The 20,780-nt window shown below is 62.3% G+C and carries 23 protein-coding genes; 16 read left to right on the top strand and 7 right to left on the bottom strand.

What is annotated here, in order from left to right:
• The first annotated feature begins 178 nt into the window (after nucleotides 1–178).
• The 4 genes from ACYHH6_RS21950 (at nucleotide 179) to ACYHH6_RS21965 (ending at nucleotide 3,628) form a co-directional block, all read left to right on the top strand.
• Nucleotides 179–1,582: an L-serine ammonia-lyase gene (locus ACYHH6_RS21950; protein ID WP_352586949.1), complete on the top strand. Its 1,404-nt coding sequence runs from the start codon at nucleotides 179–181 to the stop codon at nucleotides 1,580–1,582.
• Nucleotides 1,583–1,660: 78 nt separating this feature from the next.
• Nucleotides 1,661–2,098: a DUF1489 family protein gene (locus ACYHH6_RS21955; RefSeq protein WP_352586951.1), complete on the top strand. Its 438-nt coding sequence runs from the start codon at nucleotides 1,661–1,663 to the stop codon at nucleotides 2,096–2,098.
• A gap of 100 nt (nucleotides 2,099–2,198) precedes the next feature.
• Nucleotides 2,199–2,930 (top strand): VWA domain-containing protein, encoded by a 732-nt coding sequence (locus tag ACYHH6_RS21960; RefSeq protein ID WP_352586953.1) that lies wholly within the window; start codon nucleotides 2,199–2,201, stop codon nucleotides 2,928–2,930.
• A complete protein-coding gene (locus ACYHH6_RS21965; protein WP_352586955.1) occupies nucleotides 2,930–3,628 on the top strand; it encodes a DnaJ domain-containing protein in 699 nt (232 codons plus the stop codon). Before ACYHH6_RS21960 ends, ACYHH6_RS21965 begins: the two co-directional genes overlap by 1 nt.
• Nucleotides 3,629–3,676: 48 nt before the next feature.
• Here ACYHH6_RS21965 and ACYHH6_RS21970 read toward each other — a convergent pair whose 3' ends face one another.
• On the bottom strand, nucleotides 3,677–5,056 hold the full coding sequence (locus ACYHH6_RS21970) for an SPOR domain-containing protein (RefSeq protein ID WP_435053347.1): 1,380 nt from the start codon (nucleotides 5,054–5,056) through the stop codon (nucleotides 3,677–3,679).
• A gap of 68 nt (nucleotides 5,057–5,124) precedes the next feature.
• Here ACYHH6_RS21970 and ACYHH6_RS21975 point away from each other — a divergent pair, with 68 nt between their 5' ends.
• From ACYHH6_RS21975 to clpA, 4 genes are all read left to right on the top strand, one after another.
• Complete coding sequence (locus tag ACYHH6_RS21975; RefSeq protein WP_352586959.1) at nucleotides 5,125–5,397, top strand: hypothetical protein; 273 nt, start codon at nucleotides 5,125–5,127, stop codon at nucleotides 5,395–5,397.
• Between the two features lies 1 nt (nucleotide 5,398).
• Nucleotides 5,399–5,728 (top strand): phasin family protein, encoded by a 330-nt coding sequence (locus tag ACYHH6_RS21980; RefSeq protein ID WP_112561625.1) that lies wholly within the window; start codon nucleotides 5,399–5,401, stop codon nucleotides 5,726–5,728.
• A 276-nt stretch (nucleotides 5,729–6,004) separates the two neighbouring features.
• On the top strand, nucleotides 6,005–6,331 hold the full coding sequence (gene clpS, locus ACYHH6_RS21985) for an ATP-dependent Clp protease adapter ClpS (RefSeq protein WP_023671012.1): 327 nt from the start codon (nucleotides 6,005–6,007) through the stop codon (nucleotides 6,329–6,331).
• A gap of 6 nt (nucleotides 6,332–6,337) precedes the next feature.
• On the top strand, nucleotides 6,338–8,821 hold the full coding sequence (clpA, locus tag ACYHH6_RS21990) for an ATP-dependent Clp protease ATP-binding subunit ClpA (protein WP_112561626.1): 2,484 nt from the start codon (nucleotides 6,338–6,340) through the stop codon (nucleotides 8,819–8,821).
• 100 nt (nucleotides 8,822–8,921) lie between these two features.
• Here the strand turns inward: clpA and ACYHH6_RS21995 are convergent, their stop codons facing one another.
• The 5 genes from ACYHH6_RS21995 to ACYHH6_RS22015 all read right to left on the bottom strand — a co-directional run bounded on the left by ACYHH6_RS21995 (nucleotide 8,922) and on the right by ACYHH6_RS22015 (nucleotide 13,240).
• Nucleotides 8,922–9,989 (bottom strand): phosphatase PAP2 family protein, encoded by a 1,068-nt coding sequence (locus ACYHH6_RS21995; protein ID WP_352586962.1) that lies wholly within the window; start codon nucleotides 9,987–9,989, stop codon nucleotides 8,922–8,924.
• Between the two features lie 146 nt (nucleotides 9,990–10,135).
• Entirely contained in the window at nucleotides 10,136–10,567 is a 432-nt protein-coding gene (locus ACYHH6_RS22000) for an HIT family protein (RefSeq protein WP_192253854.1), read from the bottom strand.
• A 195-nt stretch (nucleotides 10,568–10,762) separates the two neighbouring features.
• Nucleotides 10,763–11,977, bottom strand: a complete 1,215-nt coding sequence (locus ACYHH6_RS22005) for a GNAT family N-acetyltransferase (protein WP_352586964.1) — start codon at nucleotides 11,975–11,977, stop codon at nucleotides 10,763–10,765.
• 55 nt (nucleotides 11,978–12,032) lie between these two features.
• The gene (locus tag ACYHH6_RS22010; RefSeq protein ID WP_352587014.1) at nucleotides 12,033–12,761 is read right to left on the bottom strand and encodes a glycerophosphodiester phosphodiesterase; all 729 of its coding nucleotides are present in this window, start codon (nucleotides 12,759–12,761) and stop codon (nucleotides 12,033–12,035) included.
• Between the two features lie 14 nt (nucleotides 12,762–12,775).
• Nucleotides 12,776–13,240, bottom strand: a complete 465-nt coding sequence (locus ACYHH6_RS22015) for a RidA family protein (RefSeq protein ID WP_352586966.1) — start codon at nucleotides 13,238–13,240, stop codon at nucleotides 12,776–12,778.
• Between the two features lie 139 nt (nucleotides 13,241–13,379).
• Here ACYHH6_RS22015 and ACYHH6_RS22020 point away from each other — a divergent pair, with 139 nt between their 5' ends.
• The 5 genes from ACYHH6_RS22020 (at nucleotide 13,380) to tsf (ending at nucleotide 17,116) form a co-directional block, all read left to right on the top strand.
• The gene (locus ACYHH6_RS22020) at nucleotides 13,380–14,210 is read left to right on the top strand and encodes a cell envelope integrity EipB family protein (RefSeq protein WP_352586969.1); all 831 of its coding nucleotides are present in this window, start codon (nucleotides 13,380–13,382) and stop codon (nucleotides 14,208–14,210) included.
• A gap of 31 nt (nucleotides 14,211–14,241) precedes the next feature.
• On the top strand, nucleotides 14,242–14,520 hold the full coding sequence (locus ACYHH6_RS22025; RefSeq protein ID WP_112561631.1) for a DUF4031 domain-containing protein: 279 nt from the start codon (nucleotides 14,242–14,244) through the stop codon (nucleotides 14,518–14,520).
• Nucleotides 14,517–15,128, top strand: a complete 612-nt coding sequence (locus ACYHH6_RS22030) for a LysE family translocator (RefSeq protein ID WP_352586972.1) — start codon at nucleotides 14,517–14,519, stop codon at nucleotides 15,126–15,128. Before ACYHH6_RS22025 ends, ACYHH6_RS22030 begins: the two co-directional genes overlap by 4 nt.
• A 176-nt stretch (nucleotides 15,129–15,304) precedes the next feature.
• On the top strand, nucleotides 15,305–16,087 hold the full coding sequence (gene rpsB, locus ACYHH6_RS22035; RefSeq protein WP_142865747.1) for a 30S ribosomal protein S2: 783 nt from the start codon (nucleotides 15,305–15,307) through the stop codon (nucleotides 16,085–16,087).
• A 108-nt stretch (nucleotides 16,088–16,195) separates the two neighbouring features.
• Nucleotides 16,196–17,116, top strand: a complete 921-nt coding sequence (gene tsf, locus ACYHH6_RS22040; RefSeq protein ID WP_352586976.1) for a translation elongation factor Ts — start codon at nucleotides 16,196–16,198, stop codon at nucleotides 17,114–17,116.
• Nucleotides 17,117–17,152: 36 nt separating this feature from the next.
• Here tsf and ACYHH6_RS22045 read toward each other — a convergent pair whose 3' ends face one another.
• Nucleotides 17,153–18,079, bottom strand: a complete 927-nt coding sequence (locus ACYHH6_RS22045; RefSeq protein ID WP_352586980.1) for a LysR family transcriptional regulator — start codon at nucleotides 18,077–18,079, stop codon at nucleotides 17,153–17,155.
• Between the two features lie 114 nt (nucleotides 18,080–18,193).
• Here ACYHH6_RS22045 and ACYHH6_RS22050 point away from each other — a divergent pair, with 114 nt between their 5' ends.
• From ACYHH6_RS22050 to pyrH, 3 genes are all read left to right on the top strand, one after another.
• The gene (locus ACYHH6_RS22050; protein WP_352586983.1) at nucleotides 18,194–18,721 is read left to right on the top strand and encodes a nuclear transport factor 2 family protein; all 528 of its coding nucleotides are present in this window, start codon (nucleotides 18,194–18,196) and stop codon (nucleotides 18,719–18,721) included.
• 36 nt (nucleotides 18,722–18,757) lie between these two features.
• Nucleotides 18,758–19,867: an aldo/keto reductase gene (locus tag ACYHH6_RS22055; RefSeq protein WP_352586986.1), complete on the top strand. Its 1,110-nt coding sequence runs from the start codon at nucleotides 18,758–18,760 to the stop codon at nucleotides 19,865–19,867.
• A gap of 151 nt (nucleotides 19,868–20,018) precedes the next feature.
• Complete coding sequence (gene pyrH, locus ACYHH6_RS22060; RefSeq protein WP_192253866.1) at nucleotides 20,019–20,741, top strand: UMP kinase; 723 nt, start codon at nucleotides 20,019–20,021, stop codon at nucleotides 20,739–20,741.
• Nucleotides 20,742–20,780: the final 39 nt, after the last annotated feature.

A 20,780-nucleotide genomic window follows, 5' to 3' on the forward strand; every position in this document is an offset into this window, starting at 1 on the left:
TGCGGGCGCACCCCGGGGCGCGATGTTCAGAATAGCCGCGCCGTCATGGTCGAGCAATCAATGTCGCTGCCGGAGCAAACAAGGTCGGCAGGTGCAGCGCGGCATTTGTCAAAACAGCACAAACATCATGGAAAGTCCTATATGTAGGTCTTGATCCCATTCCCGGAGACGGCGCAGCGTGTTCCTTTCGGTTTTCGACCTGTTCAAGATCGGCATCGGGCCGTCGAGTTCGCACACGATGGGGCCGATGACGGCGGCGCGGCGGTTTCTCGACGAGATCGCCGGCGATGACTGGCCACGCCCGGCCGGCGTCAAGGTCGATCGGATCGGCGCCAGCCTGCATGGCTCGCTCGCCTATACCGGCATCGGCCATGGCTCGGACCGCGCTGTTGTTCTCGGCCTTGCCGGCCTGACGCCGCAGACAGTCGACCCCGATCAGGCCGAGGGCATCGCCACGCGCATCGCCGCCGAGAAGCGGATTTCGCCGCCCGGCCATCCCTCTTATCGCTTCGATCCGGCGACGGATCTGGTGCTCGACAGGAAGACGCCGCTCACCGGCCATGCCAACGGCATGGCGTTCTATGCCTACGATGCCGGCGACCGGTTGCTGCTCAAGCGCATCTATTATTCGATCGGCGGCGGGTTCGTGGTCTCGGAAGAAGAGCTGCAGCGGATGAAGGTGAAGGGCTCGGTGACGACCGAAGGCAAAAAGGTGCCTTACCCCTTCAAGAACGCTGTCGAGATGCTGAAGATGGCCGGCAAAAGCGGGCTGTCGATTGCCGATATGAAGCGCGTCAACGAAGAGGCGCATATGTCGCGCGAGGAGCTCGACAGCGGCCTAGACGCCATCTGGGGCGCCATGAAGGGCTGTATCGACCGCGGCCTGTCGCAGGACGGCATCATGCCGGGCGGCTTGAAAGTGCGCCGCCGCGCCCGCATGCTGCACGACAAGCTGCAGGAGCAGTGGCAGCAGAACAAGCCCAACCCGTTGCTTGCCAATGATTGGCTATCGATTTACGCCATGGCGGTGAACGAAGAAAACGCCGCCGGCGGCCGCGTCGTCACCGCGCCGACCAATGGCGCGGCCGGTACGCTGCCGGCCGTGCTGCGCTACTGGCTGCATTTCCATCCCGAGGCCGACCAGCCCAGCATCCGCGACTTCCTGCTGACCGCCGCAGCCGTCGGCGGCATCATCAAGACCAACGCTTCGATCTCCGGCGCTGAAGTCGGCTGCCAGGGCGAGGTGGGTTCGGCCTCGGCAATGGCCGCGGCTGGCCTCTGCGCCGTCATGGGCGGGACGCCCGAGCAGGTCGAGAACGCCGCCGAGATCGCGCTCGAACACCATCTCGGCATGACCTGCGATCCGGTCGGCGGCCTTGTGCAGGTGCCTTGCATTGAGCGCAATGCGCTTGGCGCTGTCAAAGCGGTGACGGCTGCCTCATTGGCCATCAAGGGCGACGGCATCCATTTCGTGCCGCTTGATGCGGCCATCGAAACCATGCGCCAGACCGGCCTCGACATGAACGAGAAGTACAAGGAAACCAGCCTCGGCGGTCTCGCGGTGAATGTGGTCGAGTGTTGAACGCTCACCGTCGCTGGCTCTGTGGAGAAGTCGGGCAGGGCCGTTGACGCAATCGCGCGTCGGACTAAACCTTAAGCGATGGCACTCAATCTCCTAAAACTGTGCGTCGGTTGCGACAGCGTCGAGGATCTCGAAGAGTGGATCGCCTTCCGTCTCGATGAGCGGCGGCGTGCCGGCGAGCCTGCCGAGCACTGGCACACGACCCGCATGGTGCCGACGCGCGGCGCCGAGGTCACAGATGGCGGTTCGCTTTATTGGGTGATCAAGGGCAGCGTCCAGTGCCGCCAGCTGATCAATGATATCAGGCCCTTCACCGATGACGAAGGCATTGGTCGCTGCCGCCTGATGCTCGATCTCGAAGTGGTGCGCACCGACTGGCAGCCGCGCCGAGCCTTCCAGGGCTGGCGCTACCTGAAACCGTCGGATGCGCCGGCCGACATCGGCAAGGGCAAGGCCGGAATGGTCGAGATGCCGCCGAAGCTGAAGCGCGAGCTCGCAGATCTCGGTCTGCTCTAGCGCCTGGGCCTGGCGTCCTGCCCACTGTGCGATCGCTGGCCCTTTATCTTGTCCGAGACTGGACTTGCAAGCGGCCCGGCAACGCCACATCTTGATTCTTATGAGCGACAAGAAGCAGCCAGTGCCCACAAAGGCCAGTTCTGCGCCGGTCAAGCCTCAATCCAATGCCGGCGAGATCGACGCCTTTATCCGTCAGGCGCGGTCGCTTGCCGCGTCCGCGACCGGCTCCGGGCGGCTGATCCTGGCGCTCGACGCGACGATGAGCCGCCAGCCGACCTGGGATCTCGCCACCAAGCTGCAAGGAGAAATGTTCGATGCAGTCGGCAAGGCCGGAACCCTCAGCGTCCAACTTGCCTATTTTCGCGGGCTGGGAGAATGCCGGTCATCGGCGTTCGTTGCCGATACCGATGCCTTGAAGATGCTGATGACGCGCATCGTGTGCCACAGCGGCACCACCCAGATCGGCAAGGTCCTCACCCATGCGCTGAAGGAGACGGCGAAGGCGAAGGTCAATGCGCTGGTCTATATCGGCGACGCCATGGAAGAGAATATCGACGACCTGGCGCAGAAGGCCGGCAGCCTAGGCCTGCACGGCGTTCCCGTCTTCGTCTTCCAGGAAGGTCATGATTCCGGCGCAGAAAAGGCGTTCAAGGAGATCGCGCGGCTGTCCAAAGGGGCCTGGTTCCGGTTCGACCGGCGGGCTGCCGCGACCCTGGCCGGACTGCTTTCAGCCGTCGCCGTCTATGCGACCGGCGGATTGAAGGCGCTCGAGGCAAGGGACCGGCCGGGAGACCGGCTGTTAATCGAGCATCTGCGGGGCGGCGGGAATTGATGGGCGCAATCATTGCACTTGTTGCACTGTTTCTGGTGCTGCTTGGCGCGGCGACGATCTTCGTCCGCGCCGATCCGCAAAAACTGGCGAGCGGCATGCGCACGCTCGGACCGGTGCTTCTGGCGCTGGTTGGCCTTGCCATGCTGGTGGTCGGCCGCGGTGGCATTGCCGGCCTCATCCTGGCCGTGGCCCTTGCCTGGTATGGTTCGGTGCGGATGAAGCGGCCCACGGTCAGGCCGGCGCCCGGCAAGCGCTCAACGGTGCGCACAGCGGCGCTGGAGATGGAACTTGATCACGATACGGGTGGGCTTGAAGGCCTGGTTCTGGCGGGCCGCCATGAAGGCAAGATGTTGGGCGCGATGGGCCTGCCCGAACTGCAGCAGCTTTACCGCGAGCTCCCCGGCGATCCGGAGAGCCGTCAGTTGCTAGAGACGTATCTTGACGGCCGTTTTCCCGTCTGGCGCAAAGACGCTGAGGCGAACGGTGGCGAAGGGCTGGGTGTTGCGCCAGGTGCGGGCGCCATGACTAAGGAGGAGGCCTACAAGGTCCTTGGTCTTGAAGCGGGGGCCGCCGCGGCGGATGTCCGCAAGGCGCACCGCCGCCTGATGCAGCGCCTGCACCCCGACATCGGCGGCACGTCTTTCCTGGCGGCGCGGATCAACGAAGCCAAGGACGTCTTGCTCTCCAATCACAACTAGTTCTCCTTCGACGCAGTAAATTTCCGGGAGATGGTCCTCGACGCCGCCCTACTGTTGGACGGCGTAGCAGGTAATTTTCTTCTTCTTCAAAGCGTTGCAGGCATTCCAGGCCGCATCCTTCGAACCGAAACCGCCGAAGCGGGCGCGGTAATAGGTCTCGCCATCTTTGTCGAAAGCGACCGTAAAACCGGAGGCAGATGCAAGGATCTTCGGCGCCTGCTTGGCGGTCTTGTCGAGGAAAGCCTGGGCTTCGGACTGTTTGGGCGAAGACGCCACCTGTACCGCCCAACCGGACGGCACCGAGGCGGTGTTGACCGGATCGACCGCCGGAGGCGATGCTGGCGTGGGCTCGGCGTAGGCCGCGACCATTTGTGCCGTTTCGACCTTGGGCGCCGTCACGATGACGGTCTTGACCTTCCTGGTCTTGACGACGGGTGCGGGTTCTTCGACCGCGGCCACCGTTTGTTCGTCAGCAGACTGCTCGTCAGCAGATGTCGGATCGTCGTTGGACGCCACGGCATCGTCTTCAACCATCGGCTTGTCGTCGGGCGTCGGCGCGTCATGCTTGGGCAACAGCACCTTGGCCAACGCTCTGATCGGATTGTCGCCACCAGCCTTGGCGATCAGGGCGCCGCCGCCGCGGGTGGAGGCGCGCGGCATATAGGCGTTGATCAGCCCGGCCATCTGGTTGTCGCGGCTGCGGCCCGAGGTCCCGCCCATGACGACGGCAACGAGGCGGCGGTTGCCGTCCGAAACCGACGAGACAAGGTTGAAGCCGGAGGCACGGGTATAGCCGGTCTTGATGCCGTCGACGCCCTTGATGCGGCCGAGCAGGCGGTTGTGGCCGTTGATGCGCTGCCGCCCATACAGAAAAGAGCGCTGCGAGAAATAGCCGTAATACTGCGGGTAATGTTCCCGGAGCGCGATGCCGAGCATCGCCATGTCGTGGGCGGTGGTGAACTGGCCGGGATCGGGCAGGCCGTTGGCATTGCGAAACACGGTGCCGTCCATGCCGAGCTGCCGCGCCTTGGCCGTCATCATGCGGGCGAAATTGCTCTCGCTGCCGCCGAGCAGTTCGCCGAGCGCGGTCGCCGAATCATTGGCCGACTTGGTCACCATCGACAGGATGGCGGTCTCGACCGAAACCGCTCCGCCGGCCTTGACGCCGAGCTTGGTCGGGGGCTCGGCCGCCGCTTTTGCCGAAAACGGCACCGGCGTATTCTTGCTGATCCGCCCCTTCGCCATGGCTTCGAAGGTCAGATAGAGCGTCATCATCTTGGTCAGCGACGCTGGGTAGCGTCGGCCGTTGGCATCTGACGAATAGAGCACCTTGCCGGTCTTGGCGTCGACGACGATCGCCGAAGACCTGGCGGCCATCGACGATGCGGTATCCGCAACGACGAATGACATCGCCAAGGCGAGGATCATGATCGTTTTGAGGGAAGATGCGGATTTTGAACCGAAGACCGACAACGCCTGACGCACTGATAGTTCCTTTGAAACTCATTGCCCTGGAGGCGGCAAAGGGATCCGACCTCACTTGCCGTCAAACTATCGCGGCCTGCGTTACCAATCCGTTTATGGTAACCGGCGCGTTCACCATTTTCCTCGGGCTTGAGCCTTTCTTTATTCGAATTTTAGCGGTTGCCGGCGCAGCGCGGCCCGATGCCGCGGAAATCTTGACTTTTGTGCAGCGCACAATATATTCTCCTGCATTGCACAACTGCGCTCAGGCAAGGGGCGCTTTAAAACCGCCAAGGGAGACGTGAAATGACCCAGACCTATGAGGACTTCTCGAAATACGGCAAAGAGTTTGCCGACACCGGATTGAAGAGCTTCGCTTCGCTCTCCAAGGGCGCTCAGGCGATCGCCACCGAAGCTGGCGAATACACCAAGAAGAGCTTCGAAGCTGGCAGCGCCGCGGTCGAAAAGCTGATCTCCGCCAAGTCGCTGGAAAAGGCGATCGAGATCCAGTCCGACTTCGCCAAGCAGAGCTATGAAAGCTTCGTTGCCGAAGCGACCAAGTTCGGCGATCTCTATGCCGAGCTCGCCAAGGAGGCCTACAAGCCCTTCGAATCGATTGTCGCCAAGGCGAAGTAATTTCGCTTCAAAATACCAGGCACGGCCTTTCGGGCTTGCAAAACAGACCCGGTCGCGGATGCGCGGCCGGGTTTTTTCATGCCGGTTTCAATTCCGGGGCTTTGGCGGTTCACGATTTTGAAAATCGCCTCGGTTTGCCCACCTAGCCATATTGTCAGCTAACAAGAAGGGCTTAAAATCGTCCATCGAACACCTACATGTCGAACTCGCATGGGGATTCGAAAGAGGCAGGATTACGTGACTTCAGGTTTGACTGCCACGACAAGCGTGGTGCGGATGCAAAGTGACGGCGACGGCAATGAGGCCGGTCGCGGCACGGCCGTTATTACGCGCACGAAAACCAAGACCAAGAAGCCTAGCCTTTATCGGGTCCTTATCCTCAACGACGACTACACGCCCATGGAGTTCGTGGTTCACGTCCTGGAGCGTTTTTTTCAAAAGGACCGCGAAGCCGCCACACGCATCATGCTTCATGTTCATAATCATGGAGTGGGCGAGTGCGGGGTCTATACATTCGAGGTGGCCGAGACCAAAGTGTCCCAGGTCATGGATTTCGCCCGACAGAATCAGCATCCGCTGCAATGCGTGATGGAGAAGAAGTGAGGTAACATGCCGGCTTTCTCCCAAGGCCTGGAAAAGGCGCTTCACCAGGCGCTGACGCTCGCCAATGAGCGGCACCATGAATATGCAACCCTTGAACATCTGCTGCTCGCGCTCATCGACGACACCGAGGCGGCCGCCGTCATGCGCGCCTGCAATGTCGATCTCGACGAGCTGAAGCACACCGTTCTCACCTATATCGACACCGAGCTCGACAACCTCGTCACTGGGTACGATGAGGATTCCAAGCCGACTGCCGGCTTCCAGCGCGTCATCCAGCGTGCGGTGATCCATGTGCAGTCATCCGGCCGCGAGGAAGTGTCCGGCGCCAACGTGCTCGTCGCCATCTTTGCCGAGCGCGAGAGCCATGCCGCCTATTTCCTGCAGGAACAGCAGATGACCCGCTACGACGCGGTCAACTACATCTCGCACGGCATCGCCAAGCGCCCGGGCGCATCGGAGACGCGCTCGCCGCGCGGCGCCGATGACGAGCAGGGCGGCCAGAACGGCGCCGAGCCGCAGGAGGAAGGCGGCAAGAAGAAGCAGCAGCAGGACGCGCTGACGGCTTATTGCGTCAACCTCAACAACAAGGCCAAGGCCGGCAAGATCGATCCGCTGATCGGCCGCGAGAGCGAGATCAACCGCACCATCCAGGTGCTGTGCCGCCGCTCCAAGAACAACCCGCTCTATGTCGGTGACCCCGGCGTCGGCAAGACGGCGATTGCCGAAGGTCTGGCCAAGCGCATCGTCGAAGGCGATGTGCCGGAAGTGCTGCAGGACGCCACCATCTTCGCGCTCGACATGGGCACGCTTTTGGCCGGCACCCGCTATCGCGGCGATTTCGAGGAGCGGCTGAAGCAGGTCGTCAAGGAGCTCGAGGATTATCCGGGCGCCGTGCTGTTCATCGACGAGATCCACACCGTGATCGGTGCCGGCGCTACCTCGGGCGGCGCCATGGATGCGTCGAACCTGTTGAAGCCGGCGCTGTCTTCGGGTGCGATCCGTTGCATCGGCTCGACCACCTACAAGGAGTTCCGCCAGTTCTTCGAGAAGGACCGCGCTCTGGTGCGGCGCTTCCAGAAGATCGACGTCAACGAGCCGACCATCGAGGACGCCATCGAAATCATGAAGGGCCTCAAGCCCTATTATGAGGAGTTCCACAAGGTGAAGTTCACCAACGAGGCGATCAAGGCTTCGGTGGAGCTGTCGGCGCGCTACATCAACGACCGCAAGCTGCCGGACAAGGCGATCGACGTGATCGACGAGACCGGCGCCTCGCAGATGCTGGTGCCGGAGGCCAAGCGCAAGAAGACGATTGGCATCAAGGAGATCGAAGCCACGATCGCCACCATGGCGCGCATCCCGCCGAAGACGGTCTCGGCCGACGACGAGAAGGTGCTGCAGGGTCTCGATATCGAGCTGAAGCGTGTCGTCTACGGTCAGGATACCGCGATCACCGCGCTGACCTCGGCGATCAAGCTGGCGCGTGCCGGCCTGCGCGAACCGGAAAAGCCGATCGGCTCTTACCTGTTCTCGGGTCCGACCGGCGTCGGCAAGACCGAAGTGGCCAAGCAGTTGGCTGCCTCGCTCGGCGTCGAACTGATCCGCTTCGACATGTCGGAATATATGGAACGCCACACCGTCTCACGGCTGATCGGCGCGCCTCCCGGCTATGTCGGCTTCGACCAGGGCGGCCTGTTGACCGACGGCGTCGACCAGCATCCGCACTGCGTGCTGCTGCTTGACGAGGTGGAGAAGGCGCATCCCGACCTGTTCAACATCCTTCTGCAGGTCATGGACCACGGCAAGCTGACCGACCACAACGGCAAGCAGATCGACTTCCGCAATGTCATCCTGATCATGACCACCAATGCCGGCGCATCCGATGCGCAGCGCGCGGCGATCGGTTTCGGTTCGACCAAGCGTGAAGGCGACGATGTCGAGGCGATCAACCGGCTGTTCACGCCGGAATTCCGCAACCGTCTCGATGCGATCATCCCGTTCGGCTCGCTGCCGGTCCCGGTCATCCATCAGGTGGTGCAGAAGTTCGTCATGCAGCTCGAGGCCCAGCTTTCCGAGCGTGGCGTCACCTTCGACCTGTCGCCCGACGCGATCGCCTGGCTCGCCGACAAGGGCTATGACGAGCGCATGGGTGCGCGGCCGCTCGGCCGGGTCATCCAGGAGCACATCAAGAAGCCGTTGGCCGACGAGGTGCTGTTCGGCAAGCTCAAGAAGGGCGGCACGGTGCGCGTCACCGTCGAGAAGAAGGAAACCGGCGAAACCGGCCTGAAGCTCGAATCGCTGGCCGACGAAGCCCCGGTGCAGCCGAAGCAGGAGCCGGAAGAGGCGCCGAAAGCCCGCAAGGCGGTGGCCAAGAAGCCCGTCGCCAAGAAGGCGGTGGCGCAAAAGCCCAAAGGCAAGGACGAGCCTGAGCCCAAGGGCAAGGACGGCGGCAAGCGCAGCCTGGTGCCGCAACTGCCACGCAAGGGCTAAAAAGTTCGCCAATGAAAAGGCCCCGGTGACGGGGCCTTTTTTCATGGCTGGCCGGTTTGCCGAAACAGCACCCCTGCTTTCAGGGTCAGATGCTGTCAGGTCAGGCGGCGACGCCGTCGGGTGCGAAGCGGGCCAGGAAATGACCGCACGCCTTCCAGATGGCGATCGAGATCAGCACGCTCGCATAGCCATCCACGGCATAGTGCCAGCCAAGGACAACCGAACCGACCATGATGATTGCGGCATATGCCCACATCAACAGGCCAACCAACCGTGAGCGGCGTGCTGCATAAAGAGCGAAAAGCACCGCCATCGCCACATGCATGGACGGGAAGGCGGATATGCCGAGACTGCCTGGGGTCGCCCCGATGTAGCCGCTCCACAAAATGTCCTGCGTGCTCAGCGCCCAGATCGGATAGATGCGATCGGCAGCAGCGAGCGCTTGCAGCAGGGGATGGTAGTCGCTGCCCAGCCCCAGTCGCTCGTAAAAGCACGGCCCTGCCGAAGACAGGCCCATTGCCAGGAAGACCCCCCCCAGTATCCATACGAGCATGTAGCTCATCAGGAACTGGTGGCGCAGCTTCGTGTCCTTGCGCGTGATGCAAGCGATGAAAACCGAGGCGATAAGGACGACGAACCAGGAATTGTAAGTCAGGTTGAACAGTCTTACGGCGAGCGGCGACTGGACGATAAACCACAGCCATTCATGGGGAGCTCGACCGAAATGCAGCGCCCGGTCGGCCTGGGCCAATGCGTGGTCCCATGCGAATGGCGAAAGGATCGCGACCGCGCCTTTCAAGACACCGAAAGCGGATATGAGCGCAATGCTCGCAGCCAAACCATTGAGGCTGTTGGCGTTGCGCTCGGCGTCGCCGAAGAAGCCACCCATCGATCTCAGAAAAGTGCCGAGCGGTTCAGTATCCCGCTTGATGAGCGCAAGGTGAAAAAAACTGCCGAGTGCGAAGGCACAGCCGCCCATCCAGAAAGCGAAGAGAAGATATAGGGCGTAGTCTTCCAGCACGCTGAAATCCGGCATGTTTCCGGTACGCAGGCCGACCGCGGCTGCCAAGAGCAAGGCAGCGATGGCCATCACGTGCAGCAGCCGGTGTCGCCGGTATGCGTCCGCCAAGATACTCAGAAAGACCCGCCCGGCACCTGCTTTTGCCAACGGTTCTGATGTCGCAACCGAATTTCCCACGATTTTTGAAAACCCAAACGGACCACGGTACGGCAAGTTACCATGGCGTGGTTTGATACTTTCCTAACCGACGCGGTGGAATTTGCCCAAGCGCATCGCCTTGAGGCACCCCGGCTTCAACCGTTCAGCACTGCCCGGATCTTGGCCGCGTTCTCAGCCAGCACTTCGGGCTTCTCCATCTGTCCCGTATGCGGCTTGAGCGCGATGCCTTCGAACCGCGGGATGACATGGACATGCAGGTGATAGACGGTCTGGCCAGAGGCCGGTTCGTTGAACTGCAGGACGGTGACGCCGTCGGCGCCGAATGCTTTTTTGACCGCCAGCGCCACCTGCTTAACGACCGTGAACAGCGGGCCGAGCGTCGACGGATCGGCATCGAGCAGATTGCGCGACGGCGCCTTCGGCACAACCAGCGTGTGCCCGAGCCCCTGCGGCATCACATCCATGAAGGCAACCACCGCGTCATCCTCGTAAACGCGATGCGAGGGGATTTCGCCGCGCAGGATCTTTGCGAAGATATTGCTGGGGTCGTAGCTGGCTTCAGCCATGGCGGTGCTCCGGAATTGTGCCTCCCCGTGTAGCGAAGCCTCCCCAAACCGGCAAGTCAGTCAGGTGAGATCGGCCATGCCGGCTTGGAACCGGCGCGCGACGGAAACGCCGTCCTTTGTCGACGCGATGTCGAAACAGGCGGCTGGATCGTCGTTGCGCAAGGCGGCACGGGTGGCGAGACCGGATTGAGACCGCTATTCCTCGAGGTCCTTGCGGAAAGGCGTGTGCTCTTCCAGAATTTCGCCCATTCGCTCGACCTCGCGCCGCTCACGCCGGAGGTAATCTGCCACCGCATTGCGCAGGCCGGGATGCGCAATGTAATGCGCCGAATGCATGGTCACGGGACGGTAGCCGCGGGCCAGCTTGTGCTCACCCTGCGCACCCGCCTCAACCACCTTCAGCTTGCGCTCAATGGCGAAGTCGATGGCCTGGTGGTAGCAGACCTCGAAATGCAGGAAGGGGTGGTCCTCGATGCAGCCCCAATTGCGCCCGTAGAGCGCATCGGAGCCGATGAAGTTGATGGCGCCGGCGATATAGCGGCCGTTGCGTTTGGCCATCACCAGCAGGATGTCGTCGGCCATGCGCTCGCCGATCAGCGAGAAGAACTTGCGGTTGAGATAGGGCCGGCCCCATTTGCGGCTGCCGGTATCCATGTAGAAGGCAAAGAAATCGTCCCAGGCCTTTTCGGTCAGGTCCTTGCCGGTCAGCCGGTCGATCGAGATGTCGTTGGCGAGCGCCTCGCGGCGCTCCTTCTTCATCGCCTTGCGCTTGCGCGATGCCAGCGTGGCAAGGAAGTCGTCATAGGTCGAAAAGCCCTCATTGAAGAAATGGAACTGCTGGTCGGTGCGGTGCAGGAAACCGGATGCTTCGAGGGTGGCGACGTCGCTTTCCTGCGCGAAGGTGACGTGCGCTGAGGACACACCGAGCTTTTCCGTCACCGCCTTCAGGCCTGCCGCGAGACCAGCTTTAACAGTCGCGCTATCCTCGCCCCTGCTGACCAGCAGGCGAGGGCCGGTGACAGGGGAGAACGGCACGGCGCACTGCAATTTTGGATAGTAGCGGCCCCCGGCGCGCTCGAATGCATCCGACCAGCCATGGTCGAAGACATATTCGCCCTGGCTGTGCGATTTGAGATAGCAAGGCACCGCGCCCAACAGCCGGCCTTGCGCATTTTCCAGCCTGAGATGATGGCCCTGCCAGCCGGTGCGCCGCACGGCGCAGCCTGAATCCTCAAGCGCGCTCAGAAAAGCGTATGAAATCAAAGGGTTATAGCCGTTTTCTGTGCCGCCGCGCGTGGTGCCGGCAAAGCCGTTCCACTCATCGCATGTGAAGGCATTAATTCCAGCGGCGATGCGGATGGAAAACTCCGCATTCGCCGTTTGTCCATCGCCTTCGTCACCCTGATCCATGAGACTTATTTAAGCTCTGTGCGGGCCGCTACAAGTCACGTTTGAGGCACTTGGCTCAAGCGACTTTGACCAGATCGGGTTCGAACCCTTCGAAGGTCATCTGGTCTGCGTATTTGAAGGTGAGATCGACCGCCGGCTGGTCATGCACCGTCCAGGTGATGACAGGCATTTTCAGCTTTTCGCGCACGAAGCTGACGAACGGGTTCGGCAAATCGCCCGCGGCATAGGAGGTGAAGGCAAGGTCGTGCGCCAGCATGGCGAAATGCGCCTCGATCAACCGGTTGTCCCTGCCATAGGCCGTGAGCCCGCCCGGAATGCCAGGCGCATCTTTGGGGAAATCGCGGACCAGCCAGTGGTCGAACGACATGATTGCCGCTTTGCCCTTGTAGCGCTTGAGCATCTCGCCGACGATCGCCACCAGGCCTTCGTCATAGCCGGGCACGCCCTTCAGTTCGACGACCAGAGGCACACGGCCGTCGACCAGGTCGAGCACTTCTTGCAACGTCGGCACATTGTCCTTGGTGCCGCCGATCATGAGTGCCGCCAGTTCCGCCGCCGTGCGTTGCCAGACGAAGCCGTCCTGACCGGTCAGCCGCTTCAGGTCGCCGTCATGCATGATGACGGGAACGCGGTCGGACGACAGGTGCACGTCGCATTCGATCGCATAACCGCGCTCGGCGGCTGCCGCGAAGGCCGACAGCGTGTTCTCCCAGCGCGTCTTGTTCATGTCGTGGAGGCCGCGATGCGCGACGGGGCGGGCGGTCAGCCAGGAAAGGTCGGTCATGGTCGTGGCTCTGCTCATGCGACTTCGAAGACGGCTTCGATTTCCACTGCGGCATTAAGCGGCAGCGAGGCGGTGCCGACGGCAGAGCGGGCATGCTTGCCGCGTTCGCCAAGGACGGCGACCAGGAAATCGGAGGCGCCGTTGGCGACCAGATGCTGCTCGACGAAATCCGGCACTGATGCGACGAAGACGGTGATCTTGACCAGACGCTGGATCTTTTCGAGATCGCCAAGCGCCGCCTTGGCCTGCGCCAAAATGTTGATTGCGCAGTATTTTGCGCCTTCCTTGCCGGCTGCCGTGTCGACGTCGCGGCCGAGCAGGCCGCTTGCCTGCAGCTTGCCATCCTTGAGCGGCAACTGCCCGGCGGTGAACAAGAGATTGCCAGACCTGCAATAGGGCACATAGTTCGCGGCGGGTGCTGCGGCGGCCGGTAACCTCACGCCGAGATCGCTTAGCCGCTTTTCGATTGTTTCACTCATCGTATTTCCCTATTGCTTGGAGACGCTGCGCTGGCCGGGGCCGAAATTGCTATTTTTGCCTCGCTTCCGCCACGACTTTTTTTAAGCTGGACCATCTTTCCCTGCGGCCTGCCACCAGCCGCGACGATCGGAGCCCCCTATGCGCGCAACGCGCCTTGCCTTCCACGCCGTTCTTGTCCCGGCGCTGTTCTCGATGGCTCCCGCCTTTGCCGTGCCGGCATTGCAGGCGCATCGCGCCGTCTACGATCTTACCCTCAGCAAGGCGTCGGACCGTTCGGGGATCACCGGCATCTCCGGCCGCATGGTCTATGAGTTCAACGGTTCGCCCTGCGAGGGCTATACGGTAAAATTCCGTTTCGTCACCCAGATCGTCACCGGCGACAACACCAGGCTGACCGACCAGCAGACGACCACTTTCGAGGACGCCGAAGGCAAGACCTTCTCGTTCGTGACCAAATCCTTCGTCGACCAGAATCTCGACAAGGAGGTCAAGGGCACCGCCACGAAAGAGACCAAGGGCCTCAAGGTCGACATCGACAAGCCCGAGAAGAGCAGCCTCGAACTCGCCGCCACCCAGTTCCCGACCCAGCATCTGGTCGAACTGATCGGCAAGGCCGAGAAGGGCGAGAATTTCTACGAAACCAGCCTGTTCGACGGTTCGGAAGACGCCAACAAGGTGATGACCACCACCGTCATCGTCGGCAAGAAAACCGAGGGCGACAAGGCCGATCCCGAAGCGCCGGCGCTGGCCAAGCTTGCGGGCGACAAATACTGGCCGGTCGACATCGCCTATTTCGACGAGACCGACAAATCCGGCGAAGAAGTGCCGGAATACCGCATCAGCTTCAAGCTGCATGAGAACGGCATCACCCGCGACCTCACCATGGACTATGGCGAGTTCTCGATGACCGGCAAGCTGGTCAACCTGTCGCTGTTCTCCCAGACAAAGCCTTGCCCGGTCTCGAAATAACAACAGTGCGGAGCTGTCCACGGCAGGCTTGATGGCGGTGTATGTCGATGCGGCGATCTGGAAGTGGGCCGGCCATCGCTGGTGCCACCTGATGGCAGACGATACCGACGAGCTGCATCGTTTCGCTGCCGTGCTTGGCGTCAAGCGTTCGTCCTACCAGGGTCCGCCCAAGACATCGGCGCCGCACTATGACATAACCGGCTTCGAGCGCGACCGCGCGGTGCGGCTCGGCGCCATCGAATGCAGCCGCGAGGAGATCGTCGCGATCTTCCGGCGCGTGCGGGTACCCAACGGAAAGGGCCGATCGTGACTTTAACGGTATTCCTGGCCTACTGCCTTGCCATCACGCTTGCCGCCGCAACGCCGGGTCCGGCGATGTTCACGGTTATCACCAACGGCGTTTCGCGTGGGTTCCTGCGGGCCTTCGTCGCCGGAGTTGGCATCGCTGCTGGGGACGCCGTGTTGGTCACCCTGGCCCTGCTCGGACTGGTGGCGCTGGCCCAGACTTTCGAATGGGTGTTTCTCGCCTTGAAATATGCCGGTGCGGCTTACTTGATCTTTCTCGGCCTCAAGATGTGGCGTGCCGCCGCCGCGCAATCGATCGCGCAGGGGATGCCTCAAACCAGATTGTCGCGGTCGTTCCTGCTCGGCGCCTCCGTGGCGCTCGGCAATCCGAAGGCGATTCTGTTCCATGCTTCGATCATGCCGCTGATGCTCAACCTCGACACCATGACATTTGCCGATGGCCTGCTGGTGGTGGCCGTCGTCGTCAGCGTCAACATCCTCACCATGGGCACCTACGCCGCGCTGGCGGGCAGGGCATCCGGTTGGTTCAGGACGCCCAAACGCATGCGGCTGATGAACCGGTTCGCCGGTAGCGCCATGATCGGCACCGGAGCACTGATTGCCGCACGCTGAGCGGTAAAGCGCCTCACCGCTTGCGTTTGTAGCACTTCCCCTCTATATGCGCGCTCATTCCACACACGGACTTTGGTGTCTGCCCGGGAGAAATCCCGCTGAAACCTCCGGTGGCGTTCGAGGACAAAGTCCAAAAATGCCTGTGTCCGTGGAGGCTAACCGGAAAGGAACTAAGAATGGCACTGCCTGATTTCAGCATGCGCCAGCTTTTGGAAGCTGGCATTCACTTCGGCCACCAGACCCACCGCTGGAACCCGAAAATGGCGCCCTACATCTACGGCGCCCGCAACAACATCCACATCATCGACCTCTCGCAGACGGTGCCTTTGCTGCACCAGGCGCTGAAGCAGGTTTCGGACACCGTCGCCAAGGGCGGCCGCGTGCTGTTCGTCGGCACCAAGCGCCAGGCGTCGGACATCGTCGCTGACGCGGCGCAGCGTTCGGCTCAGTACTACGTCAACTCGCGTTGGCTCGGCGGCATGCTGACCAACTGGAAGACGATCTCGAACTCGATCCAGCGCCTGCGCAAGCTCGACGAGATGCTGGCCGGCGAAGCTCAAGGCCTGACGAAGAAGGAGCGCCTCAACCTCGACCGCGAGCGCGAGAAGCTCGACAAGGCGCTGGGCGGCATCAAGGACATGGGCTCGACGCCCGACCTGATGTTCGTCATCGACACCAACAAGGAAGCGATCGCCATCCTCGAGGCCAAGCGCCTCGGCATCCCGGTCGTCGCCATCATCGACTCGAACTGCGATCCGGACAAGATCGACTTCCCGATCCCCGGCAATGACGACGCGGCGCGCGCCATCCAGCTCTATTGCGACCTGATCGCCAAGGCTGCCATCGACGGCATCGCTCGCCAGCAGGGCGCGCTCGGTGTCGACATCGGCGCCTCGGTCGAAGCTCCGGTCGAGCCGGCGCTCGATCCGACCCCGGCGGCCGAGACCCCGGAAGCCTGATAGCGGAGGCCGGTCCCGGCCTTCATCTTTCTAATATTTTGGCACGCTAAACGGACGCATCACCGAGTACCGGTGGTGCGTCGGTGCATTTAAAACAACGAGGCGACAATGAGCATTTCGGCTGCACAGGTCAAAGAACTCCGCGACTTGACGGGCGCGGGCATGATGGACTGCAAGGCGGCGTTGACCGAGACCAACGGCAACATGGAAGAGGCCGTCGACTGGCTGCGCAAGAAGGGCATCTCCAAGGCCGACAAGAAGGCCGGCCGTACTGCTGCCGAAGGCTTGATCGGCGTTGATGCCGGCGTGCGCGAGGCCGCGATCGTCGAGGTCAATTCCGAGACCGATTTTGTCGCCCGCAACGAGCAATTCCAGGAACTCGTCCGCAACATCGCCAAGGTGGCGCTTGCCTACGGCACGACAGAGGCGGTGGCTGCCGCCAAATATCCTGGTTCAGACAAGTCTGTCACCGAGGTGATCAAGGACGCTGTCGGGACCATCGGCGAGAATATCAGCTTCCGCCGCTCGGCGAAGCTCACGGTGCCGCATGGTGCCGTGGCGACCTATGTCCACAACGCGGTCGCCGACGGCCTTGGCAAGCTCGGCGTGCTGGTTGCGATCGAAACCACGGGCAATGAGCATGCCGCCAACGCCTTTGGCCGCCAGGTCGCCATGCATGTCGCCGCCACCAACCCAATGGCGCTGACGGCCGAGCAGATCGATCCGGCTGCGGTGGAACGCGAAAAGGCGATCTTCGCCGACCAGGCACGCCAGTCCGGCAAGCCGGAAGCGATTATCGAAAAGATGGTCGAGGGCCGCCTGCGCAAGTTCTACGAGGAAGTCGTGCTCTTGAAGCAGGCCTTCGTGCTCAATCCCGACATCACTGTCGAGAAGGCGCTCAAGGATGCCGAGAAGGAAATCGGCGCTCCGGCCAAGATCTCCGCCTATCTGCGCTTTGCGTTGGGCGAAGGCATCGAAAAGGAAGAGACCGATTTCGCGGCGGAAGTCGCGGCTGCGGTGAAGAAATAATCCTTGGAAATAGCCCCTGAAAAGGGGCTTCTCAGCTCAGGCAACTCGGCCGGGTGTCCGCAAGGATGCTCGGCCGATTTCTTGTGCGGTATCGATGAAGGCCCTGAGCTTCGGCGCCATCGACGCCCGGCGCGGGAAGTAAAGGAAGAGGCCGGGCTCTTCGATCGCCGTCTGCGGCAGGATCTGAACCAGGCGGCCGGCGGCCAATTCCGCGCGCACCAGCGGCTCGAACACATAGGTCAGCCCGACGCCGGCAAGCGCAAGGTCGATCGCGGCGAGCGAATCCGTAACGATGACATTGCCCTTCGTCTCAACCACGACATCCTTGCCGTCTTCAGTCAGGTCCCAGCGGTAGAGCGCGCCGGAGCGGACGAGCCGGTAGCCGATGCAATTGTGGTTGGCGAGATCGGCCACGCTGCGCGCGCGGCCATGCCGGCCGACATAGGCGGGAGAGGCAACGATGACGGCCTTGAATGGTGGCGTCAGCCGGACCGTGACCATGCCTTGCGCGATCATTTCGCCCAGCCGGATGCCGGCATCGAAACCTTCGCCGACAATGTCGATGAGGCCCTGGTCGGTAAGCAATTCGACCGTCACATCCGGATAGCGCTCCGCCATCGCCGCGACCACAGGCGTGACCGCCAGTGGAACAGCGATATTTGGAACGTTGAGCCTGAGCAGGCCTGAGGGCCGGCCCTTGATGGCGCGGATGCGGTCCATCCGTTCGGCAATGTCCTGAAGGGCAGGGGCCGCCGTCTCCACCAGCGCCTTGCCGGCTTCCGTCAATGAAACGCTGCGCGTCGTGCGTGCAAACAACGGCTGACCGATGCGCTCCTCCACGAGGCGCACGGCATGGCTGACCGCGGATGGGGACATGCCGAGTTCGGCCGCGGCAAGCGCGAAGCCGCCGCGCCGGGCAACGGCGACGATGACAGGCAGATGAGTGAGCAGGTCGCGGTCCATTCATGAATGATATCGCATAGTCCTTGCGAACAATTCAATCTTCTCGGTGTCGGCTGCACGGCCCACATTGTCGCCAACAGGTCGGCGGTGGCCGATACACCAAGGAGAAGAGACATGAATGCCCTGAAACACATGACCTTCGCCGCGGGCCTTGCTTTGGCGCCGGCCGATGCCGGCGACGCCGAGCCGTCCGGCTGGCGCGCGCTCGCCGACGAACGCGCCGTCATCCGCATCGCCGACGCCATTGATCGTGCCGTCGATGCGCAGGACTGGAAGCTTGCCCGTTCCTATTTCGCCGACCGCGTCACCGTCGACTTCAGCAGCCTGTCGGGGCAGCCCGCGGCCACCATCGCCTCCGACGATCTGATCGGCACCTGGGCCGGCAACCTCCGCGGCAGCAAGACCAGCCTGCATCTGCACACCAACCATCAGGTGGTTCTTGAGGCGGATGCGGCCACCGTCTCCTCCAACGGCTATGCCTGGAACCGGATGGAAGGCAATGGCGAACCTCTGTGGGAAGTCTGGGGCACCTACGAGCATCATCTGGTCCGCTCCGGCGCCGGCTGGAAAGTCGACGGCTTCATTTTCCGCGCCACGCATGAGCGCGGCAATCCCTGGGTCAAGGCAACCCCCGGCCAGTAAGTCGGCGTCATTCAGATCAGCATCGGAAGAAATATCATGACCATGACCTATTACACGCTCGGCAACAGCGGCCTGCGCGTCAGCCGACTGGCGCTGGGCACCATGACCTTCGGCACCGAATGGGGCTGGGGGGCGGACAGGGAAACGGCGCGCGCCATGATCGACGCCTATGTCGAGGCCGGCGGCAATTTCTTCGACACCGCCGACCTTTATACCGGGGGCACCGCCGAAACCTGGCTCGGTGAATTCATCGCCGAACGCGGCTTGCGCGACAGGGCGGTGATCGCCACAAAATTCACCTTCAACGCGGAACCCGGCAACCCGAACGCAGGCGGCAATGGGCGCAAGAACATTTTGCGCGCAGTCGATGCTTCGCTGAAGCGGCTCGGCACCGACTATATCGACCTTTATCTCATGCATGTCTGGGACGGCCTGACGCCGGCCGAAGAGGTCATGCGCACGATGGATGATCTCGTGCGCGCCGGCAAAATTCGCCATGTCGGCCTGTCCGATGTGCCGGCTTGGTATGCGGGTCGCGCGCAAACGATCGCCGAATGGCGCGGCTACGAACCGGTGTCGGCCCTGCAGCTCGAATATTCGCTGGCCGAGCGTTCGATCGAGCATGAATTCGTGCCCTTCGGCACTCGCCATGGCGCCGGCATCATGGTGTGGAGCCCGCTGGCCAGCGGCCTGCTCAGCGGCAAATACCGGCCGACGCAGGATGGCAATGCCGGCCGGCTCGACGGCTTTCGCAACACCACCCATCCGGGATTCCAGAAATTCACCGACCGCAATTGGGCGATCGTGGCGGAACTCGAAAAGGTCGCCGCCGAGCTCGGGCGCAGCATGCCCCAGGTCGCTGTCAACTGGGCGGCAACGCAACCGGGCATTGCCACCGTGATCCTTGGCGCCACCAAACTGGGGCAGTTGCAGGACAATCTGGCGGCGCTGGATTTCGAGATCCCCGCCGAGTTGCGCGCGCGGTTGGATCACGTCAGCAAGACACCGCCGCCATTCCCCTATTCCTTTTTCGGTTCCGAGGTTCAGGCCCGGGTTACCGGCGGCGCCGTGACCGGCGATAAGCCGTCCGGCTATGCGCCGCCGCTGGTGGTCGAAGGCGCCGCCGTCAGCATCACCAGCAACTGACAGGCCGCGACGATACAGGCGGAATTGGCGAGGGGCGCCGCGTGACATCGCGGCGCCCTTCGTGTATCGGAACTCGGCATCGCGCCAGCGGCGGCGCCCGTGCGAGGGCGGCCTGCCCAGGCGCGCCACACGCAATAATGACGAGGTCCAGATGACGGCAAAGCCCCTCTATCGACGTGTCTTGCTGAAAGCGTCGGGCGAAGCGTTGATGGGCGAGCAGCATTTCGGCATCGATGTCTCGGTCGTCGACCGAATCGCCGCCGATATCGCCGAAGCTCGCGCGCTCGGCATCGAGGTCGGCGTTGTGATCGGCGGCGGCAATATCTTTCGCGGTGTGGCGGTGGCGTCCAAGGGTGGCGACCGCGTTACCGGCGACCATATGGGCATGCTTGCCACGGTCATCAACTCGCTGGCGCTGCGCACCTCGCTGAACAAGATCGGCGTCGAAGCCGTCGTGCTGTCGGCGATCGCCATGCCCGAACTGTGCGAGAGTTTTTCCCAGCGCCAGGCCACCGCCTATATGAACCAGGGCAAGGTCGTCATTTTCGCCGGCGGTACCGGCAATCCGTTTTTCACCACCGATTCGGCCGCAGCCTTGCGCGCCGCCGAGATCGGCGCCGACGCTCTGTTCAAGGGCACCCAGGTCGACGGTGTTTATTCCGCCGATCCCAAGAAGGATCCGAATGCGACCCGCTTCGAGCGCATCAGCCACGCCGAAGTCATCAACAAGGGCCTTTCGATCATGGATACCGCCGCAATTGCACTTGCGCGCGAAAACAACATCCCGATAATCGTCTATTCGATCCACGAAAAAGGCGGTTTCGGCGATATTCTGAGGGGCGGCGGCCGTTGCACGATCGTCGCCGACGAGTGATCCGGGGTATACTCTCCGGAAAGGGGATCAGGTTTTCGA

The organism is Mesorhizobium sp. P171375, assembly GCF_057786075.1.